General features: G+C 66.1%; 16 protein-coding genes. 10 read left to right on the top strand and 6 right to left on the bottom strand.

Annotation, left to right across the window (positions count from 1 at the left end):
• Positions 1–27: 27 nt before the first annotated feature.
• The 4 genes from boxA to AC3FKH_RS17155 all read right to left on the bottom strand — a co-directional run bounded on the left by boxA (position 28) and on the right by AC3FKH_RS17155 (position 5,556).
• Positions 28–1,281, bottom strand: a complete 1,254-nt coding sequence (gene boxA, locus AC3FKH_RS17170) for a benzoyl-CoA 2,3-epoxidase subunit BoxA (RefSeq protein WP_488677076.1) — start codon at positions 1,279–1,281, stop codon at positions 28–30.
• An 86-nt stretch (positions 1,282–1,367) separates the two neighbouring features.
• Entirely contained in the window at positions 1,368–2,792 is a 1,425-nt protein-coding gene (gene boxB / locus AC3FKH_RS17165; RefSeq protein WP_483731959.1) for a benzoyl-CoA 2,3-epoxidase subunit BoxB, read from the bottom strand.
• A 36-nt stretch (positions 2,793–2,828) separates the two neighbouring features.
• A complete protein-coding gene (gene boxC, locus AC3FKH_RS17160; RefSeq protein WP_488677075.1) occupies positions 2,829–4,514 on the bottom strand; it encodes a 2,3-epoxybenzoyl-CoA dihydrolase in 1,686 nt (561 codons plus the stop codon).
• Positions 4,515–4,626: 112 nt separating this feature from the next.
• Entirely contained in the window at positions 4,627–5,556 is a 930-nt protein-coding gene (locus tag AC3FKH_RS17155) for a helix-turn-helix transcriptional regulator (RefSeq protein ID WP_488677074.1), read from the bottom strand.
• Between the two features lie 267 nt (positions 5,557–5,823).
• On the opposite strand from AC3FKH_RS17155, the gene AC3FKH_RS17150 reads away from it, so the two are divergent.
• The 8 genes from AC3FKH_RS17150 (at position 5,824) to AC3FKH_RS17115 (ending at position 15,352) form a co-directional block, all read left to right on the top strand.
• Entirely contained in the window at positions 5,824–7,482 is a 1,659-nt protein-coding gene (locus AC3FKH_RS17150) for a benzoate-CoA ligase family protein (RefSeq protein WP_488677073.1), read from the top strand.
• A 13-nt stretch (positions 7,483–7,495) separates the two neighbouring features.
• Entirely contained in the window at positions 7,496–8,311 is an 816-nt protein-coding gene (locus AC3FKH_RS17145; RefSeq protein WP_488677072.1) for an alpha/beta fold hydrolase, read from the top strand.
• Between the two features lie 114 nt (positions 8,312–8,425).
• Entirely contained in the window at positions 8,426–9,613 is a 1,188-nt protein-coding gene (locus AC3FKH_RS17140; RefSeq protein ID WP_488677071.1) for an ABC transporter substrate-binding protein, read from the top strand.
• Positions 9,614–9,684: 71 nt separating this feature from the next.
• The gene (locus tag AC3FKH_RS17135) at positions 9,685–10,551 is read left to right on the top strand and encodes a branched-chain amino acid ABC transporter permease (protein ID WP_483711187.1); all 867 of its coding nucleotides are present in this window, start codon (positions 9,685–9,687) and stop codon (positions 10,549–10,551) included.
• A 1-nt stretch (position 10,552) separates the two neighbouring features.
• A complete protein-coding gene (locus tag AC3FKH_RS17130) occupies positions 10,553–11,644 on the top strand; it encodes a branched-chain amino acid ABC transporter permease (RefSeq protein ID WP_488677070.1) in 1,092 nt (363 codons plus the stop codon).
• Positions 11,641–12,414, top strand: coding sequence for an ABC transporter ATP-binding protein (locus AC3FKH_RS17125; protein WP_488677069.1), 774 nt, complete (start codon positions 11,641–11,643; stop codon positions 12,412–12,414). Before AC3FKH_RS17130 ends, AC3FKH_RS17125 begins: the two co-directional genes overlap by 4 nt.
• Entirely contained in the window at positions 12,411–13,124 is a 714-nt protein-coding gene (locus AC3FKH_RS17120) for an ABC transporter ATP-binding protein (protein WP_488677068.1), read from the top strand. Before AC3FKH_RS17125 ends, AC3FKH_RS17120 begins: the two co-directional genes overlap by 4 nt.
• A gap of 323 nt (positions 13,125–13,447) precedes the next feature.
• Positions 13,448–15,352 (top strand): potassium transporter Kup, encoded by a 1,905-nt coding sequence (locus AC3FKH_RS17115; protein WP_488677067.1) that lies wholly within the window; start codon positions 13,448–13,450, stop codon positions 15,350–15,352.
• 65 nt (positions 15,353–15,417) lie between these two features.
• Here the strand turns inward: AC3FKH_RS17115 and AC3FKH_RS17110 are convergent, their stop codons facing one another.
• Complete coding sequence (locus tag AC3FKH_RS17110) at positions 15,418–16,395, bottom strand: hypothetical protein (RefSeq protein ID WP_488677066.1); 978 nt, start codon at positions 16,393–16,395, stop codon at positions 15,418–15,420.
• A gap of 641 nt (positions 16,396–17,036) precedes the next feature.
• On the opposite strand from AC3FKH_RS17110, the gene AC3FKH_RS17105 reads away from it, so the two are divergent.
• Together AC3FKH_RS17105 and AC3FKH_RS17100 are read left to right on the top strand one after the other, a co-directional pair.
• Complete coding sequence (locus tag AC3FKH_RS17105; protein WP_488677065.1) at positions 17,037–17,465, top strand: hypothetical protein; 429 nt, start codon at positions 17,037–17,039, stop codon at positions 17,463–17,465.
• Between the two features lie 261 nt (positions 17,466–17,726).
• A complete protein-coding gene (locus tag AC3FKH_RS17100; RefSeq protein WP_488677064.1) occupies positions 17,727–18,827 on the top strand; it encodes an alpha/beta fold hydrolase in 1,101 nt (366 codons plus the stop codon).
• On the opposite strand, the gene AC3FKH_RS17095 is transcribed toward AC3FKH_RS17100, so the two are convergent.
• Positions 18,824–19,300: NAD-dependent epimerase/dehydratase family protein (locus AC3FKH_RS17095; RefSeq protein WP_488677063.1), on the bottom strand; the 477-nt coding region annotated here is incomplete at its 5' end. The genes AC3FKH_RS17100 and AC3FKH_RS17095 overlap by 4 nt on opposite strands.

The raw sequence follows: 19,300 nt of genomic DNA, 5'->3' as shown, positions 1-19,300 counted from the left end.
GGGAAGTCCCAGATGCGACGCCCGCCCTTAGTAGGTCTCGATATGCAGGCGACCTTCGCTCCTCATGGTGGCCTCCAGTTGCTGCCAGGACTGGCCGGCCGCAGCGCACACCTCGCCAAAGGCCGACAGCACGCCTTCCTCCATGCCCTTCAGGCCGCAGATGTAGACATGGCCATGCGGATCGGCCAGCAAGGCAGCCACGCCGCAGGACGCTTCCCGGATTGCGTCTTGCACATAGCGACGCGGCACTTCGGCATCGCGCGAGAAAGCGAAGTGGATGTCGAGGAAATCTTTAGGCAGCTTAAGCAGGGGACCGAAATAGGGCAGCTCGCGCGCGTTGCGGGCGCCGAAGAACAGCATGCGGCGGCCGCCGAAGTGCTCCATATTGCGCCGCATGCGTTCGGTCATGGCACGCATGGGAGCAGAGCCCGTGCCGGTGCACACCATCATGATGCTGGCCTCGCGATGGTTCGGCATCAGGAACGTGGTGCCGAACGGCCCCACCACCTGCACCGTGTCGCCCTTGGACAGGTCGCACAGGAAGTTCGACGCCACGCCGCGCACCGGATTGCCGTCATGGTCTTCTTCGACGCGCTTCACCGTCAGCGCCAGGTTGTTGTAGCCCGGGCGCTCGCCATCGCGCGGGCTCGCAATCGAATACATGCGGATGTAGTGCGGCTTGCCGGCGGCGTCGGTGCCCGGCGGCAGGATGCCGATGGCCTGCCCCTCCAGCACCGGGAAGAAGTGCGTGCCGAAATCCAGCACGATATGGTGGATATCGCTGGAGGCACCCTCCGCGGTCAGCCGGTAGTTGCCCGCCACCGTGGCCGTCAACGGCGCGCGCACGCCGTGCAGGTTCGCGTACGGGTGGGCCGCCGACCACGGCGCGCGCGATGACGTGTGGTGGCTCGTTTCCACGGCCTGCACCGTCACGCCGCTCTCATCGGCCGCGGCGACAGTGTCGGCGCGCACGGCTTCAGCGGTGCCCGCGGCATCGAGATCGGCTGCCGGCAGGGGTACCTCGGCTGGCAACTCGTCCCACAGGAGCTGTTCCTCGATCGGGTAGGCCTGGCCCTTGAGCATGGTGCGCCAGTTGTCGATGGCGCCGGTCGGGCAGGGCGACAGGCAGGCGTTGCAGGCGTTGCAGACGTCGGCCTTCACCACGTAATTGCGCGAATCATGGGTGATGGCATCGATCGGGCAGGTGTCCTCGCAGGTATTGCAGCGAATGCAGATTTCCGGATCGATCAGGTGCTGCTTGATGATTTCGGGGGCGCCCATGGTATGTCTCCATGTGGGCGGGGCCATATGCGGCCCCGGGGCTGACAGTGCTGTCTTTCTTGATGTGTTGCGCTCGATGCAGTCGGTCAGTTGAACCGCACGTACTCGAAATCCATCGGCTGGCGATTGACGCCGACGGCCGGCGGCGCGATCCAGTTCGCATATTTGCCCGGCTCGGCCACGCGGCCCATCAGCGAGGCGACATAGGCGCGGTCGGCTTCCGTGGCCAGCCATTTGGGTGCGTTGGCCTGCCACTGCGCTTCGGTCAGCACCTCTCCGGTTGGCGATACACGCACGTTGGAAAGCGTGCCGATCTTGCGATTGAAGGCCTTGTGGGGCACGGTCAGCCGGAACGGGATGCCATGCTTCTCGATCACCTTGTTCCAGCGCGCCACACCGCCGATCGAATCGCGGATGTAGTCGTCGCGCAGCACTTCATTGAGCGCGTTGAGCATCGGCACCTCGCGTTCGCCGAGCTGGCCGTCGCGCACTTCGAGCACGCGGTAGACGTCGCTCTTGAGCACGTGGTCGTCGGTGCGCTTGCCTTCCTCGAAGCGGCCCTTCAGTCCCGCACTGTAGAAGATGGCGGCATTGGACGACTGGTCCGCGCCGAACAGGTCGATGGTGACGCTGTAGTGGAAGTTCAGGTAGCGCTGGATGGTCTCCAGGTCGATCACGCCCGCGGCGCGCACGTCGGCCGGATCATGGATATCGCGCTCGCGCATGACCTCGCAGGTGCGCTGGATCACGCGCGACACGCCCGATTCGCCCACGAACATATGGTGCGCCTCCTCGGTCAGCATGAAGCGCGTGGTGCGCGCGAGCGGATCGAAGCCCGACTCGGCCAGCGCGCACAGCTGGAACTTGCCGTCGCGGTCGGTGAAGTAGGTGAACATGAAGAACGACAGCCAGTCCGGCGTGCGCTCGTTGAACGCGCCCAGGATGCGCGGGTTGTCCTGGTCGCCCGAGCGGCGGTCCAGCAGCGCCTCCGCTTCCTCGCGCCCGTCGCGGCCGAAATAGCGGTGCAGCAGATACACCATGGCCCACAGGTGGCGGCCTTCCTCGACGTTCACCTGGAATAGATTGCGCAGATCGTACAGCGACGGGCAGGTCAGGCCGAGGTGCCGTTGCTGCTCGACCGAGGCCGGTTCGGTATCGCCCTGCGTGACGATGATGCGGCGCAGGTTGGCGCGATGCTCGCCGGGCACGTCCTGCCACGCGGCTTCGCCCTTGTGCTCGCCGAAATGGATCTGCCGCGCCGCATCGGCGGGCTGCAGGAAGATGCCCCAGCGGTAGTCGGGCATCTTCACGTAGTCGAAATGCGCCCAGCCCGACGGGTCGACCGACACCGCAGTGCGCAGGTACACGTCAAAGTTGTGCGAGCCTTCCGGCCCCATGTCGCGCCACCAGTCCAGGAACGCCGGCTGCCAGTGCTCCAGTGCGCGCTGCAGCGCGCGATCGTCCGCCAGGTTGACGTTGTTGGGGATCTTCTGGCTGTAGTCGATGCTCACGGGGTGTCTCCTTGTCCTTGTCGGGGTGTGATGGCGTCAGACGCGGTTCCAGTCAAAGCGGGGTTTGTTGCCTGAACCGAATACTTTGAGCGCGCCGTTTTCCCCCACCGCGTTGGGGCGGTTGAAGATCCAGTTCTGCCATGCCGTCAGGCGGCCGAAGATGCGGGTTTCCATGGTTTCACCGGGGCCGAAGCGCAGGTTGGCTTCGAGGCCGGTGAGCGCATCGGGCGACAGGCTGGCGCGCTCTTCGACCGCAATGCGGATCTCGTCTTCCCAGTCCATGTCGTCGGGTGCCGCAGTGATCAGGGCAAGCGAATCCGCGCTGAGCGCGTCCAGCGGCGCGCCGATGTGCTCGCGCGCGGCGGCGATGGCGGCTTCGTCCTGATAGAAGCGCGCGGCCAGCCGCGACAGGCCGTTTGGCATCGGGTAGCGGCCGAAGTTGGCTTCGCTCAGAAACACGCGTGGCGCGTCATCCGGTGCATCGGGCAAGTGCAGCATATAGCTGCGGTCAGCCGCCAGCGCCAGTTCCAGCAGCGTGCCGGCAAAGCATGAATCCTGCTCGATCAGTGCGAACAAGCTGCGCGAAGACACGTCCAGCCGTGCCAGCGTACGGCGCAGCATGCCGATGGTTTCGCGCACGAACCAGTGGCTGGCGTGCGCTTCCATCAGGGCATCGGCGGCCAGCACTGCGGCGGGGTCGCCATCGGTCTTCATGATCCACATGCCGATATCGAGATGGTTGGTCCGCAGCGTCAGGATGGCGTCATCGAGTTCGCGCGCCATCTTGAGCGGCCACCACTGCACGCCTGCGGACACGACGCCAGCCAGATCCGTCGGCTGGTGGCGGTCCGGCCCGAAGACCGTGATGGTTGCCTTGCGCGCGGCGCGGTCGAAATGGACCCGAACGGTGTCGTAGCGATAGCCGTCGTCTTCCACCGTGCGCGACAGCGGTGTCAGTTCGACACCATGGTGACCTTGCGGGCGATCGCTGGTGGCGGCCAGCGCGGCGGCGCGTTCGGCGACATAGTCGGCAAAGCGGGCGGGTTTGACCACGTCGTCCACGAGCTTCCAGTCCTTGGCGCGCTGCCCGCGCACGCCTTCGGTCGTGGTGCAGAAGATGTCGGCATGATCGCGGCGCACATGGCGCTTGTCCGTCACGCGCGTCAGGCCGCCGGTGCCCGGCAGCACGCCCAGCAGCGGCACTTCGGGCAGGCTGACGGCGGACGAGCGGTCGTCGACCAGCACGATCTCGTCGCACGCCAGCGCCAACTCATATCCGCCGCCCGCCGTGGTGCCGTTGCAGGCGGCGATGAACTTCAGTCCGGAGTGCCGGCTGGCGTCCTCGATACCGTTGCGCGTCTCGTTGGTGAACTTGCAGAAGTTCACTTTCCACGCATGCGACGACTGGCCGAGCATGAAGATATTGGCGCCCGAGCAGAAGATGCGGTCGCGCGCGCTGGTCATCACCACCGTGCGCACTTCCGGGTGCTCGAAGCGGATGCGCTGCAGGGCGTCGTGCAGTTCAATGTCGACGCCGAGGTCGTAAGAGTTCAGCTTCAGCGTGTAGCCCGGCCGCAACCCGCCTTCTTCGTCGACGTCCATCGCCAGCGTGGCAACCGGGCCGTCGAATGTGAGCTTCCAGTGGCGGTATTGATCGGGGCGGCGTTCGAAAGTGACGGGTTGGTCTGATGCTTGGCTTGGGGCGGTGGCCGGCGCGGACATGGCTGTCTCCTTGATGCACTATAGTGCCTTGCGGCTTTTAATGAAATATAGTGCATGGTGTCGGGCGGCGCAATCCCTTTCTGTGCCTCCGGCGCGGGCAAGCGGTGCCGCCTCAGGCGGTGACGTTGGGAAGCTGGGCGCGCAGTCCCTGCAGCGAGGTGTGGACGTCTTGTCCGCTGGTGTCCAGGGCAATGTCGGCGCGGGCGTAGAGCGGCGTGCGTGCCTGGAGGATGCGGCGCAGGTCGGTCATGGCTTCGCGGTTGCCTTGCATCGGGCGCATGTCGCCCTGGGCCACCACGCGGGCCATATGCTCTTCCGGCGAGGTCTTGACCCATACCGTGTAGCAGCGCGCGAGCAGCAGGTTAAAGGTGGCTGGCTCGGAGACGAGGCTGCCCGGCGTGGCCAGCACCATGCTGTCGTGCTCGCGCAGCGCGCGTTCCAGCGCGCGCATCTCGTAGCGGCGGTACGCAGCCTGGCCGTACAGTGAATGGATCTCCGACAGGCTGGCGCCGGCTTCCTGCTCGATCACATTGTTGAGTTCGACGAACGGCATGTCTTCGGAAGCCGCCAGGGCGCGGCCAAGCGTGGATTTTCCCGCGCCGCGCAGGCCGATCAGGGCAATCCGGCGATGGCGCGCATCACGCGATTCGGCGGGGGCGAGCGCATGGCGGCAAGCTTCCCGCGCGCGCGCCAGGTCGCCCGCGGGCAGTTGTGCCAGCCATTGCACCATCCGCGCGAACTCGGTGGCCTGCTGGCCGTTGAGCCCGTCCACCTCCGCCAGCACGACAGGCAGCGGCACATCGAGCGCCCGCGCGACCTGCCTCAGCAACAGCACGGAGGCATTGCCCGTGCCGGTCTCCAGGTTGGCGAGGTAGCGCTCCGAGACATCCGCGCCGCGCGCCAGGTCCTTGCGCGACATGCCGCGCGCGGCCCGCAACGAGCGGATGCGTTCGCCCAGTTGCGTGAGATAGGGATCGCGTTCGCCATTGGCGCCGGTGGCTTGGGCATCAGGCGAGGGCAGCGGTTCGGGGTCTCGGCGCATGGCGGGCGAATCAAGCGGTTTGGCCGGCTCTTGTGCAGCATCCGGCCGGAAAAAAGAGGCGAATTATAAGGGAGTCTGTTGGGCTGGGCCGGCGCTCCGGTGTCATATAGTGCATCTACTGACTTGCATGATAGGCGATATGAAATAAAATGCATCAACAAGCCGCTGCGATCGCCTCAGCGCACCGGCAATCCTAGAGCGACCGGCCTGACGGCGCCGCGCCTCCGGTGCTTGCGCCGGCAGCGGGCGACACCAAGGAGTGGAGACATGACGCCCCCCAATACCGCTGCCGGTTCGCCGGCGGGTGTATCGCATTCGCCCGGACCTGCCGAAGCCGGCATCACCGCCTTGCCAGCCCGGTACAACGCGGCCGCCGACCTGCTCGGCCGCAACCTGGCCGCTGGCCGTGGCGACAAGATTGCGTATGTCGACGATGCCGGCACGCTGACCTTCTCCGAGCTCGATGCGCGCAGCCGCCGCTTTGCCGCCGCGCTGCATGACGCCGGCTTCCGGCGCGAAGAGCGGCTGCTGCTGTGCGCGCTCGATACCATCGATTTTCCGACGGTGTTCCTGGGTTGCCTGCTCGCGGGCGTGGTGCCGGTCGCGGTCAACACACTGCTGACGGCGGAGGACTACGCCTACATGCTCGACCACTGCGGCGCGCGTGCGGTGGTGGTGTCCGAGGCCTTGCTGCCGACCATGAAGGCCGCGATCGCCAAGAGCGGCCTGTCGCCGCTGGTGATCCAGGCGGGGCCGCATCAGGACTCGGCACCCAGCTGCAGCGTTGAGGCCGTCGTGGCGCGCACGCGGTCGGCGCCGCCGGCGGTCAGCACCGGTCCGGACGACATGGCGTTCTGGCTCTATTCGTCCGGTTCCACGGGCCGCCCCAAGGGCACCGTGCATACGCACGCCAACCTGTTCCATACCGCCGACCTGTATGCGCACCGCGTGCTGGGCCTGCGCGAAGACGACGTGGTGTTCTCGGCGGCGAAGCTCTTTTTTGCCTATGGTCTTGGCAATGCGCTGACGTTTCCGCTGTCGGTCGGCGCCACCACGGTGCTGATGTCGGAACGTCCGACACCGCCTGCGGTGTTCCGGCGCCTGCGCGAACACAGGCCGACGGTGTTCTGCGGCGTACCAACGCTGTTTGCCGGCATGCTTGCCGCGCCGGAGCTGCCGCCGCGCAGCGATGTGGCCCTGCGCGTCTGCACCTCGGCCGGCGAGGCCTTGCCGCGGGATATCGGCGAGCGCTTCCGCGCCCACTTCGGCTGCGACATCCTGGACGGCATCGGCTCCACCGAGATGCTGCATATCTTCCTGTCGAACCGGCCGGGAGACGTGCGCTACGGCACCACCGGCAAGCCCGTGCCCGGCTATGAACTCAAGCTGCTCGACGAGCTCGGCGAACCCAGCCAGCCCGGCGAGATCGGCGATCTGTACATCAAGGGGCCATCTGCGGCGCTGATGTACTGGTGCAACCGCGACAAGAGTCGCGACACGTTCGTGGGGGAATGGACGCGCAGTGGCGACAAGTATTTGCAGGATGCCGACGGCTATTACATCTACGCCGGACGCAGCGACGACATGCTCAAGGTCGGCGGCATCTATGTCTCGCCATTCGAGGTCGAAGCCGCGCTCGCCCAGCATCCGGCAATTCTGGAAGCGGCGGTGATTGGCGTGGCCGATGCCGATGACCTGGTCAAGCCGAAGGCCTTTGTCGTGATGCGGCCCGGGCAGCAATGGCACGCGGGCATGGCTGCCGAGTTGCAGGCCTTCGTCAAGTCGCGGCTCGCGCCGTACAAGTATCCGCGGCAGATCGAATGCGTCGAGGAATTGCCGAAGACCGCCACGGGCAAGATCCAGCGCTTCCGGCTGCGCCAGCGCGAGGAAGCGGCGCGGCACGCAACGGCCGCCGCCAATGCCTGACGACAGGGACGGCATGCACACCGATTGGGTCGACATTCCGTTTGATGGCCGCTGCATCCGCATCGAGCACCAGTGGCTGCGCGCGGAGCGCACGGGGCGTCCGCTCGTGGTGTTTCTGCATGAAGGGCTGGGCTCGGTCAGCATGTGGCGCGATTTTCCGCAGCGCTTCTGCGAGGCCGGCGACTTCCGTGGACTGGTGTTCTCGCGCTACGGCTACGGGCGCTCCACGCCGCGGCCGCACGACGAGAAGTGGGGCGTCGACTTCATGCACCGGCAGGCGCGCGAGGCGTTGCCGGCGCTGTTCGACGCGCTCGATATCGGTCCCGGCCGCAGCCGTGGCAAGCCATGGCTGTTCGGCCACAGCGACGGCGGCTCGATCGCGCTGATCCACGCCGCGAGCTTTCCCGATGCCGTGGATGGCATCACGGTGCTGGCTCCGCATATCGTCGTCGAGGACCGCTCCGTGCGCAGCATCGAAGCCGCGCGCCAGGCCTACCTGCAGACCGACCTGCGCAGCCGCCTGGCGCGCTATCACGACGATGTGGATTCGGTCTTCTGGGGCTGGAACGACATCTGGCTCGACCCCGCGTTCCGCCAGTGGAACCTGCATGCGCTGCTGCCGCAACTACGCTGCCCGGTACTGGCGGTGCAGGGCGAGGACGACGAGTACGGCACCATGGCCCAGATCGAGGGTATCCATCGATATGCCCCACAAACCGCCTTGCTTAAACTCGCGCGGTGCGGTCATTCGCCACATCGCGACCAGCCGGCGCCGTTGACGCAGGAGGCGGTACGGTTTATAACCGCACATACTTCATACCTAAAATAATTCGTCGCCCGCCCCCCGCGTTTGCATCCTGGCATGCGTCCGGACATGCAAAACGAACCTGGGGCAGGGCCGATCACGGTTCCAAAGCCGCCGGCTTGACCACCAGGAGACATCATGCACCGCTTCACATCGCGCAGGCTCGCGCCTGCCTGCCTTGCCGTTGCTGCAATGCTTGCCGCCACCGGGGCCGTCCAGGCGCAAAGCGCGCCGGGCGGGAAGATCAAGGTAGGGTTCATGCTGCCTTACACGGGCACGTATGCGGCACTGGGCACGGCCATCGAGAACGGCTTCCGCATGTACGTGCAGCAGCAGGGCGGCAAGCTGGGCGGCCGCGACATCGAGTACTTCAAGGTCGATGACGAATCCGATCCCGCCAAGGCGCCCGAGAACGCCACCAAGCTGATCAAGCGCGACCAGGTCGACGTGGTGGTCGGCACGGTGCATTCGGGCGTGCAGATGGGCATCGTCAAGGTGGCCAAGGAAAACAACACGCTGCTGATTATCCCGAACGCCGGCGTCGATGAAGCGACCGGTCCGCTGTGCGGCGCGAACATCTTCCGCTCGTCGTTCTCGAACTGGCAGCCTGGCTATGCCATGGGCCATGTGCTGGCCGAGCGCGGCATGAAGAAGGTGGTCACGCTGACCTGGAAGTACGCGGCTGGCGAGCAATCCGTGAAGGGCTTCAAGGATGCCTTCGAAGGCAAGGGCGGCAAGGTGGTGAAAGAGTTGAGCCTGCCGTTCCCGAACGTGGAATTCCAGGCGCTGATCACCGAAGTGGCAGCGCTCAAGCCCGACGCCGTCTTTGTCTTCTTCGCGGGCGGCGGTGCCGTCAAGTTCGTCAAGGATTGGGCCGCCGCCGGGCTCAAGGACAAGATCCCGCTCTATGCCTCGGGCTTCCTGACCGATGGCACGCTGGAAGCGCAGGGCAATGCGGCGCAGGGCCTCGAAACCACGCTGCACTACGCCGATGGCCTGAGCAACGCGCGCGACAAGAGCTTCCGCCTGGACTATGCCAAGACCTACAAGCTGCAGCCCGACGTGTACGCCGTGCAGGGCTACGACGCCGCGCAGCTGCTGGCCGCCGGAGCGACCGCCGTGAAGGGCGATATGTCCCGCAAGGCCGAGCTCTACAAGGCCATGGAAGCGGCCAAGGTGGACAGCCCGCGCGGTGCCTTCACGCTGTCCAAGGCGCACAACCCGGTGCAGGATTTCTACCTGCGCAAGGTGGACGGCCGCGAGAACAAGGTGAGCACCGTGGCAGTGAAGTCGCTCGCGGATCCGGCGCGCGGCTGCCGTCTCTGATTTCCACCTTTCGATCGGCTTGATGCCTTGGTGCGCGGCCTGTCGCGCACCGCGCATCTTCCCCACGCAGCATGGACATCGTCTCTTTCCTGATCCAGTGCCTGAACAGCGTGCAGTACGGGCTGCTGCTGTTCCTGGTGGCAAGCGGCCTGACGCTGATCTTCGGCATCATGGGCGTCATCAACCTGGCGCACGGCAGCTTCTACATGCTCGGTGCCTACCTGGCGTTCGCGCTGGCCAGCCTCACGGGCAACCTGCTGATCGCCGTGCCGCTCGGCATCGTACTGGCCGTGGCATTCGGCTACGTGCTCGAATGGGTGTTCTTCAGTTTCCTCTATGAACGCGACCACCTGCAGCAGGTGCTGATGACCTATGGCCTGATCCTGGTGTTCGAGGAACTGCGCAGCATCCTGGTCGGCGACGATGTGCATGGCGTGCCGGTACCCGCGCTGCTCGACGGCTCTTTGCCGATCGGCAACGACATGACGTATCCGATCTACCGGCTGTGCATCTCGGCCGTCTGCCTGCTGGTGGCGGCGGCCATGTATTACGTGATCCGGCGCACGCGCCTCGGCATGATGATCCGCGCCGGCGCCACCAACCGTGAAATGGTGCAGTCCCTGGGCATCAACGTGACCGTGCTGTACCGCGTGGTGTTCGCGCTTGGCGTGGCGCTCGCTGTGCTGGCGGGCATGATTGCCGCGCCGGTGTCGTCCGTGTACCCGGGCATGGGCGCGCAGGTGCTGATCGTCTGCTTCGTGGTGGTGGTGATCGGCGGCATCGGTTCGGTGAAGGGCGCGCTGGTGGCCTCGCTGCTGCTGGGCTTCGTCGACACCTTCGGCAAGGTGTTCTGGCAGGATGCGGCAGGCGTACTGATCTACCTCCTGATGGCGGTGATCCTGTTGTGGAAGCCGCAAGGCCTGTTCAAGGCGGGTTGATATGGATACCAAGCTTTCCCCGGCGCCATCGCATGGCAATGCGCGCGTCGCTTTCGCGTGGCTGGTGGCATTCGCGGTGCTGGCCAGCCTGCCGCTGCTGCTGACCGCCGACAGCAACAAGTTCTATATCGAGCTGCTCAGCAAGGTCATGATCATGGCCATCTTCGCGCTCTCGCTGCAGTTGCTGATCGGCTATACCGGCCTGGTCAGCCTGGGCCACGCCGCCTACTTCGCAGCGGCGGCTTATGCCACGGCCATCCTGGCGCCTGAATCGGGACCGGGCAACGGCTGGCTGCTGCTGGCCGGGGCCCTGGCCGCGGCGGCAGCGCTGGCCATGCTGGTCGGCATGCTGGTGCTGCGCACGCGCGGGGTGTACTTCATCATGGTGACGCTGGCGTTCGCGCAGATGGTGTATTTCGTCTTCCACGACACCAAGATCGCCGGCGGCAGCGACGGCACGTATATTTACTTCCGCCCGGAATTCCCGGTGCCGGGCTTGCGGCAGATGACGGTCAACGATCCCAGCCATTTCTACTGGATGGTCTGGGGCGCCATGGGCGTGACCGTGGTCGTCCTGGCATTGCTGCTGCGTTCGCGCTTCGGCCACGCGCTGGTGGGCATCCGCCATAACGAGCAGCGCATGCGCGCCGCAGGCTATGCCACGTACCGCTACCAGCTCGGCGCATTCGTCGCGGGCGGCATGCTGGCGGGGCTGGCGGGCTTCCTGTATGCGGTGCAGTTCGGCTTCGTCAACCCGGAAATCGCTTCGTGGCACCAGTCGGGCAACGCCATGCTGATGGTCATCCTGGGCGGCGTGGGCAGCCTGGCCGGCGCGGTGCTCGGGGCCTTCTCCTTCGTGCTGGTGGCCGAGTGGTTCAGCACCATGACCAAGCACTGGCAACTGCTGATGGGCGGTTTCATCATCGTCGCGGTGGCGCTGCTGCCGCGCGGGCTGGTGAGCCTGCCGTCCGTGCTGCGCGTGAAGATGCGCGCTCCGGGCGCGCGCAATGGCGGGACCGCGGGCGATGATGACGACACGGCGCACGAGGCGGGCGGCGATCGCCGCCGCCCTCGCAACACGGAGGCCGCATGAGCACACCGGTACCGGTATTGCAGGCCACGGGCCTGACGCGCCGTTTTGGCGGCCTGACCGCTGTGGCCGGCGTGGATCTCTCGCTGGCGCTGCACGAGATCCATGCGGTGATCGGCACGAACGGCGCGGGCAAGTCCACGCTGATCAACATGCTCTCCGGCGAGTTGCCGCCTTCGGAAGGGCAGCTCCACCTGCAGGGCCGGGACGTGACAGGCTGGTCCCAACCTCGGCTGGCCCGGCATGGCATTGGCCGCAGCTACCAGCGCAACAATATCTTCCTGCCGCTGACCGTGCGCGAGAACTGCCGGCTGGCGGCGCAGTCGCGCGCCCAGCGCGCATGGCGGCTTTGGGAAGGCGCGGGCGAATGCCGCATGAGCGGGGCGCTTGCCGACGAAGCCATGGAGCGCGCCGGGCTGTCTGCGCATGCCGGGCGGCTGGCCAGCGAACTGGCGCACGGCCAGAAGCGACAGCTTGAAGTGGCGATGTGCCTCGCTACGCAACCCGTGGCCCTGTTGCTGGACGAGCCGCTGGCAGGCATGGGTGCCGAGGAGTCGTCGCGCATGCTGGCGTTGCTGCGTGGCCTGCGCGAAGGTCACGCGATCCTGCTGGTCGAGCACGATATGGACGCCGTATTCTCGGTTGCCGACCGCATTACCGTCATGGTCAATGGCACGGTCATCGCCAGCGGCACGCCCGATGCCATCCGCGCCAACCGCGAAGTCCAGCTCGCCTACCTGGGCGAGGCGGAAGACAGCGAGGTGCCGGCATGAGCGCTGCCATGATCGAAGCCAGCGGCATCAACGCCTGGTACGGCTCCAGCCATATCCTGCGGGACGTGGATTTTCGCGTCGGCATCGGCGAGACCGTGGGCTTGCTCGGCCGCAACGGCATGGGCAAGAGTACGCTGCTGCGCACGCTGCTGGGCCATGTGCGCCAGCGCACCGGCAACATCCACGTGGCGGGGCGCGAAGTTTCCCGGGCCCAGCCCTACGAGGTGGCGCGCCTGGGGGTGGCTTACGTGCCCGAAGGGCGGGGCGTGTTTCCGAACCTGTCGGTGCGCGAGAACCTGGTCATGGCGGCGCGCAAAGGCTGCAACGGCCGCCACGACTGGGACGAGGCGCGCGTGCTCGACCTGTTTCCGCGGCTCAAGGAGCGCCTGGACCATGGCGGGCAGCAACTGTCCGGCGGCGAGCAGCAGATGCTGTCGATCGGCCGCGCGCTGATGACCAATCCCGACTGCCTGGTGCTGGACGAAGCTACCGAAGGCCTGGCGCCGCGTATCGTGCGCGAGATCTGGCAAGTCATCGCCACCATTCGGGCCACCGGCATCGCCTCCGTCGTCGTGGACCGCAACTTCCGCTCGGTGCTGGCCAATGCGGACCGCGTGGTGGTGCTGGAAAAGGGGCGTGTCGTCCTGACCGGACCCGCCACGGAGCTGGTGGCGCGGCCGGAGGCCCTGGATCGCTACCTGGGGGTATGAAATCCCGGCCAGGAAAATGAGCCTTATAAGCCACGGGATGTGGCGGCATCGCAACGTCGCGCCCACGCGGGCCGAGTTCTCCCGATTTGCTGGCGGGACTTGACCATCCGCCACTTCCCTCCCATGCTTGATGCGTTCCACCCGCGGTATGGGGCAGATCGTCAGTGGCCGACGGACCACAGTTGCTCTAGAATGCGCCCGTTTGTGCAACGCAATAGAACTACAGAAGAGCAGGGAGGCGGCCGATCGGCGGCTGCTGTGTCTGGCCGAGTTCCGGATAAGCCTGACCACTGTCCGCGAACCGGTCGTTCAGACCAGAATTCATGACCACCCAAACCGCAACCACCAGCCACTACTTTGTCGAAAGCCCGAGCACGCGCGCGCTGGTGATCGGCGCCATCGGCGTCGTGTTCGGCGACATCGGCACCAGCCCGCTGTACTCGCTCAAGGAGTGCTTCAGCAAGGAGCACGGCATCCCGTTCAGTCCCGATGCGGTGCTGGGCATCATTTCGCTGCTGTTCTGGGCCATGATCATCGTGGTCTCGATCAAGTACGTGGTGTTCGTGATGCGTGCGGACAACAACGGCGAAGGCGGGGTGCTGGCGCTGATGGCACTGGTGCTGCGCACGGCGGCGCCACGCTCGCGCTGGGCCAGGGTGCTGATGATGCTGGGCATCTTCGGCGCGTGCATGTTCTATGGCGATGCGGTGATCACGCCGGCCATTTCGGTGCTGTCGGCGGTGGAGGGGCTGGAAATCGCCGCGCCACAGCTGTCCCGGTACGTGATACCGATCACGCTGATCATCCTGGTGGCTCTGTTCCTGATCCAGCGCAATGGCACATCGGCGGTGGGCAAGCTGTTCGGGCCGATCATGGTGGTGTGGTTCGTGACGCTCGGCCTGCTCGGCGTGTACAACCTGGTGCAGGCGCCGGAGATCCTCAAGGCCGTCAACCCGTACTACGGGATCTCGTTCCTGTTCGAGCATTCGCTGCTGGCCTTTATCGTGCTGGGCTCCGTGTTCCTGGTCCTGACGGGCGCCGAGGCGCTGTACATCGACATGGGCCACTTCGGCGCGCGCCCGATCCGCTATGGCTGGTTCGTGCTGGTCATGCCGTGCCTGATGCTGAACTATTTCGGCCAGGGCGCGATGCTGATGCACAACCCGGCTGGCGCAGAGAACCCGTTCTACCTGATGGTGCCGGAACCGCTGCTGATCCCGATGGTGCTCCTGGCCACCTGCGCCACGGTGATTGCGTCGCAGGCCGTGATCTCGGGCGCGTTCTCGCTGACCAGCCAGGCCATCCAGCTCGGCTTCGTGCCGCGCATGCGCGTGCGCTACACGTCGGCGGCCGAGATCGGGCAGATCTACCTGCCGGTCATCAACTGGATCCTGCTGGTGCTGGTCGTGGCCGTGGTGGTCTCCTTCAAGAAGTCGGAGAACCTGGCGGCGGCCTACGGCATCGCCGTGACCACTACCATGGTCATCACCACCTTCCTCGCGGCGGTGGTCATGCGGAACGTCTGGAAGTGGAACCCGGCGCTCGTGACGCTGCTGGGGCTGTCGTTCCTGCTGGTGGATCTGGCATTCTTCGCCGCGAACCTGCTCAAGATCGCCGAAGGCGGCTGGTTCCCGCTCCTGCTGGGCAGCATGGCGTTCTTCCTGCTGATGACCTGGTACAGCGGCCGCAAGCTGTTGCGCGCACGCAGCCTCGAAGACGGCATCCCGCTGGAGCCGTTCATTGCCGGCCTGCTGGCGCACCCGCCGCACCGCGTCGAAGGCACGGCCGTGTTCCTGACCGGCAATACCGAGTCGGTGCCGGTGTCGCTGCTGCACAACCTCAAGCACAACCGCGTGCTGCATGAACGCGTGGTCTTCCTCAGCTTTGTCACGCGCGACATTCCGTATGTCGACGACGAGCATCGCCTGAGCTGCAAGGACCTGGGCGGCGGCGTGTACATTCTGAAGTCGGACTATGGCTTCAAGGAAACCCCGGACGTGCACAAGGTGCTGGACCTGGCCCAGCGCAAGCTCGGCATGCAGTTCGAGCTGATGGAGACGTCCTTTTTCATCGCGCGCGAATCGGTCATTCCGTCCAAGCTGCCGGGCATGTCGATGTGGCGCGAGAGCTTGTTCGCGTGGATGCATCAGAACGGCGCCAAGCCGTCGGACTTCTTCCAGATTCCCGCCAACCGCGTGGTCGAGCTCGGCACCAAGGTCGAGATCTGATCTGAGCCACGGCAGTACGAAGCCCCCCAGGCGCGCCCTGCGGGGGCTTCGTCGTTTCAGCGGCGTCAGGCCGCCATGGCCGGTGAGGGCTGGCCGGCAGCAGGCATGGCGTACATCAGCGGGGCCATGGCTGCCTCGATGCGCGCGGCCTGTGCCGGGCTGATCATGTCACCCAGCAGCTTGCCGAAGCGCGGCTCCAGCACGCCAGTGACGATATAGGTCCAGCGATAGGCCTTGAGCAGGAGTTCTCGCACCTGCGTGGCCTGGGCCGATTCCGCGGGCTTGCCGGTCACGCGCAGGAAGTATTCCGCATCGGCACTGGCCTGGGCTTGCAGGATCTCGTCCATGCCGGCGACCAGCGCGATCATGTCGTCCACGGCGGCATCGCGCTCGGCGGCGGAGATGCGCAGGTCTTCACGCTTCCACTCCAGTTCGTCGAGGATGGCGTGCTGCGACTCCTCGCGCCAGTGGAACAGGAACACATCCTTGTACAACTCGGACAGGTCCGGTGCCATGCCGATGCTGGCACGGTAGTGCGCCTGCGAGAACAGCTCGAGCTGGCACGTCATCGCGAGCACGGCCCAGGTCCGCTTGCCGAGCACGAAAGCGGCGACGTCGTTCGGCGCGGCATCGAAGTGGTAGCCGGCGGGCATGTGCGCCGCCACCAGGCGCTCGATGCGGCGGAACAGTTCCTGGTGCTTCAGCTCTTCGTCAGTGAAGCGGATCAGCGCTTCCAGCGCGGTCTGGTCGCCCAGGCGGTGGTTCTGCGTCAGCTCCAGGATCTTCGCGCTGACGAAGCGCTCGACCAGCCCGAACATATTGGCGTACGTGCGCCCCTGCACCTGGCTCAGGAAGCGTTGTTCGTCCGGCGTGAGGAAGGTGAGCTCATCGACCAGCGACAGGCCGTCCGGCAGGAACTTGTGGTTCAGGTCGAAACTGCGGTCGCGGATCACGTCGCGGTCGATGTCCCAGCGAATGCGGCGGGATGCGGCGATGCAGCGGGCATAGCGCTGCGTGTCGGTGGTCGGGGCGAGGTCTTGCATGGCAACTCCTGTCGGGATAGCGCCGTCGCGATTGACGGTGAGCGAATCATTCACGCATCGGGCCGTCACGGCATGAGGCGCACGTCCCGATCGGGTGGCCTGACGCGGCAGCTTTGCCGGCCGCTGGCGGGACATCGGTCCCGGTTCGACGGCTTGGCCTCACTTGCCACCCCGTTGAGCGCGCAGTGCGCGAGACCAGTGATGACGGGTGCGGTCCGCATGCGCCGCAACCGCTTGCGCGGTGGATATCTCCGCCATGCGCATGGCCGTGGCGGAGGGGATCCGGGGCATGGGTCCCGCCATGCCTGCGGTCGGCAAACGCAGTCGGGCCCGAGTTGGGACAAGCGCCTCATGTGTGCGCCTGGCGGGCGGCCGACAATGCCTTCTTCTGCTTGTCCGGCGCCGCTGCAGCCATGCGGCCTGCCTGCAAAGTTGACACGACACGGCAGTCCGGTACGCCGGCGCCGCCACGATGGGATGGCGGCAAACGCGCGCCGACCTCGGCCAGGCACGGCAAAGGCGATCACCGTGCGGCCCGTTCTGAAGGTGCTCATCGAGCGAGATCGCCTGTACAAGGCCATGCCGTACCCCGGTGCCGTGCGAGGCGGTCCGGCGGGTCCTGTCTGGAGTCATCCATGCGTATGAACCTTGCCAAGACCATGCTTGCCGCCGCCGCACTCGCCGCCGGGCTTTGCAGCATGGCCCACGCCGACGTGCGTGGCGAAGCCCCACGGGCCGCTGCCGCGCCGGGCCATCACGGCCCTCGCGATCCTTTCACCGATGGCGCCCGCGGCGCAGCACAGGCCGATACGGGAATCGAAGCGCGAACCGAAGCGCGAACCGAAGCGCGAACCGAAGCGCAGCCCGTCATCGCTCGTCAGGGCATGTCCGTGTGCGCGGTCGATGGCTCGGGCGCTGACCAGGGCGCGATGCGCATGGGCAAACCTGATGCTTACACCGACGGCAGCCGGCAGGGCGGCCGCTACGATCCGTTCACCGATGGCGCTCGCGCGCAGCAAGGAGAAGACCGTGGCGGAGCATGCCTGATACGGGAGGTCCAGCACGCGTAGTCACGCTCGCCATCCCAGGGCAACCTTCCTGATGCTCGCCCGCTGATCCTGCGCCGCGCGGCGTGTGCGCCATGACCGCCACACGCCCGCGCCGGCGCAGGCCTGAGGCCAGGCGCGCCGGATCCCGGTTTTCACCGGGCGTGGCAGCGCTTTGCCATCTCGGCAAGCGGATTCCTTTGCTACTCTAGGTAGGTCACGTCGCGCGCCAATTGCGTGGGCCGTTTGCTGCCCGCGCCGGCAACCTGTGCGGCCTGAGCCGAAATGCCGATGTTCAAGCAGCAGATCCGCCTGTGCACCAGCCGCGAAGGCGTGCGGCTGGCGTATGCCATCACCGGCAGCGGCCCGCCGCTGGTCAAGGCGGCGAACTGGATGAGCCATCTCGAGTTCGATGTCGGCAGCCCGGTGTGGAGCCATCTGCTGACGGCATTGTCCAGCGACCACACGCTGATCCGCTATGACGAACGCGGCTGCGGGCTGTCCGATCGCGAGGTCGAAGACCTGTCGTTCGACGCGTGGCTGCGCGACCTGGAAACGATCGTCGATGCCACGGGTGTGGACCATTTTCCGCTGCTGGGTATCTCGCAGGGCGCATCGATTGCCGTGGCGTACGCGGTGGCGCACCCGGAGCGGGTCAGCCACCTGATCCTGCATGGCGGCTACGCGCGCGGGCGGCTCAAGCGCGATCTGCACCTGAATCCGCACCTGCGCGACGAAGCCGAGCTGATGAACAAGCTTGCCGAACTTGGCTGGGGCCAGGAGAACCCCGCCTTCCGCCAGTTCTTCACGACGCAGTTCATTCCCGGCGGCACGGCCGAGCAGCACCGGTGGTTCAATGAACTGGAAAGGGTCTCGACCTCGCCGGTTAACGCGGCGCGCTTCATGCGGGTGTTCAACGAGATCGACGTGGTGGCGCTGCTGCCGCGGGTGTCCTGCCCGACGCTGGTGCTGCATGCGGTGCGCGATGCGCGCGTGCCGTTCGACGAGGGGCGCCTGATCGCCAGCGAGATTCCCGGCGCACGTTTCGTGCCGCTGGAAAGCGGCAATCACCTTCTGCTCGAAACCGAACGCGAGTGGCAGCGCTGGCTCGACGAGGTTCACAACTTCCTGCCGGCCCCCGTGGCGGTGGCCGATCCGGCGTTCCTGGCGCTGACGCGCCGGGAGCGCGATATCGTCGAGCTGATCGCGCAGGGACGCGACAACGCCCAGATTGCTGCCCGCCTCGACCTCAGCGAGAAGACCGTCCGCAACCACATCACCAGCATATTTTCCAAACTGGAAGTGGAAAACCGGTCGCAGGCCATTGTGCTGGCCCGCAAGGCGGGCTTTGACCGCGCCGACGCGCAAGCGCCGCGTATGGCTTAGTCGCTGACCAGGGTGCGCGCTTCCACCACCTTGTCGCGGTACGCTTCGAAGATCCGGCGCAGCGCCTGCTCCATCGTCACCTCGGGCTTCCAGCCCAGTTCCTGCATGGTGTTGTCGATCTTCGGCACGCGGTGCTGCACGTCCTGGTAGCCCTTGCCGTAGAAGTCGCCCGACGAGGTCTCGATGATCTGCGTCTTGCGGGCCTCTTCGGCGTACTCCGGGTAGTCGGCGGCCATCTTCAGCATCATCTCGGCCAGCTCGCGCACCGAGTGGATGTTGGACGGGTTGCCGATGTTGAAGATCTTGCCGCTGGCGACGCCATCCTTGTTCTCGATGATGTGCATCAGCGCCGAGATACCGTCCGAGATATCGGCAAACGCGCGCTGCTGCGCACCGCCGTCAACGAGCTTGATCGGTTCGCCGCGCACGATATGGCCCAGGAACTGCGTGACCACGCGCGAGGAGCCTTCCTT

The organism is Cupriavidus sp. 21MJTG02-4 (assembly GCF_057798975.1).
This window is presented reverse-complemented; position numbering and strand designations above follow the sequence as displayed.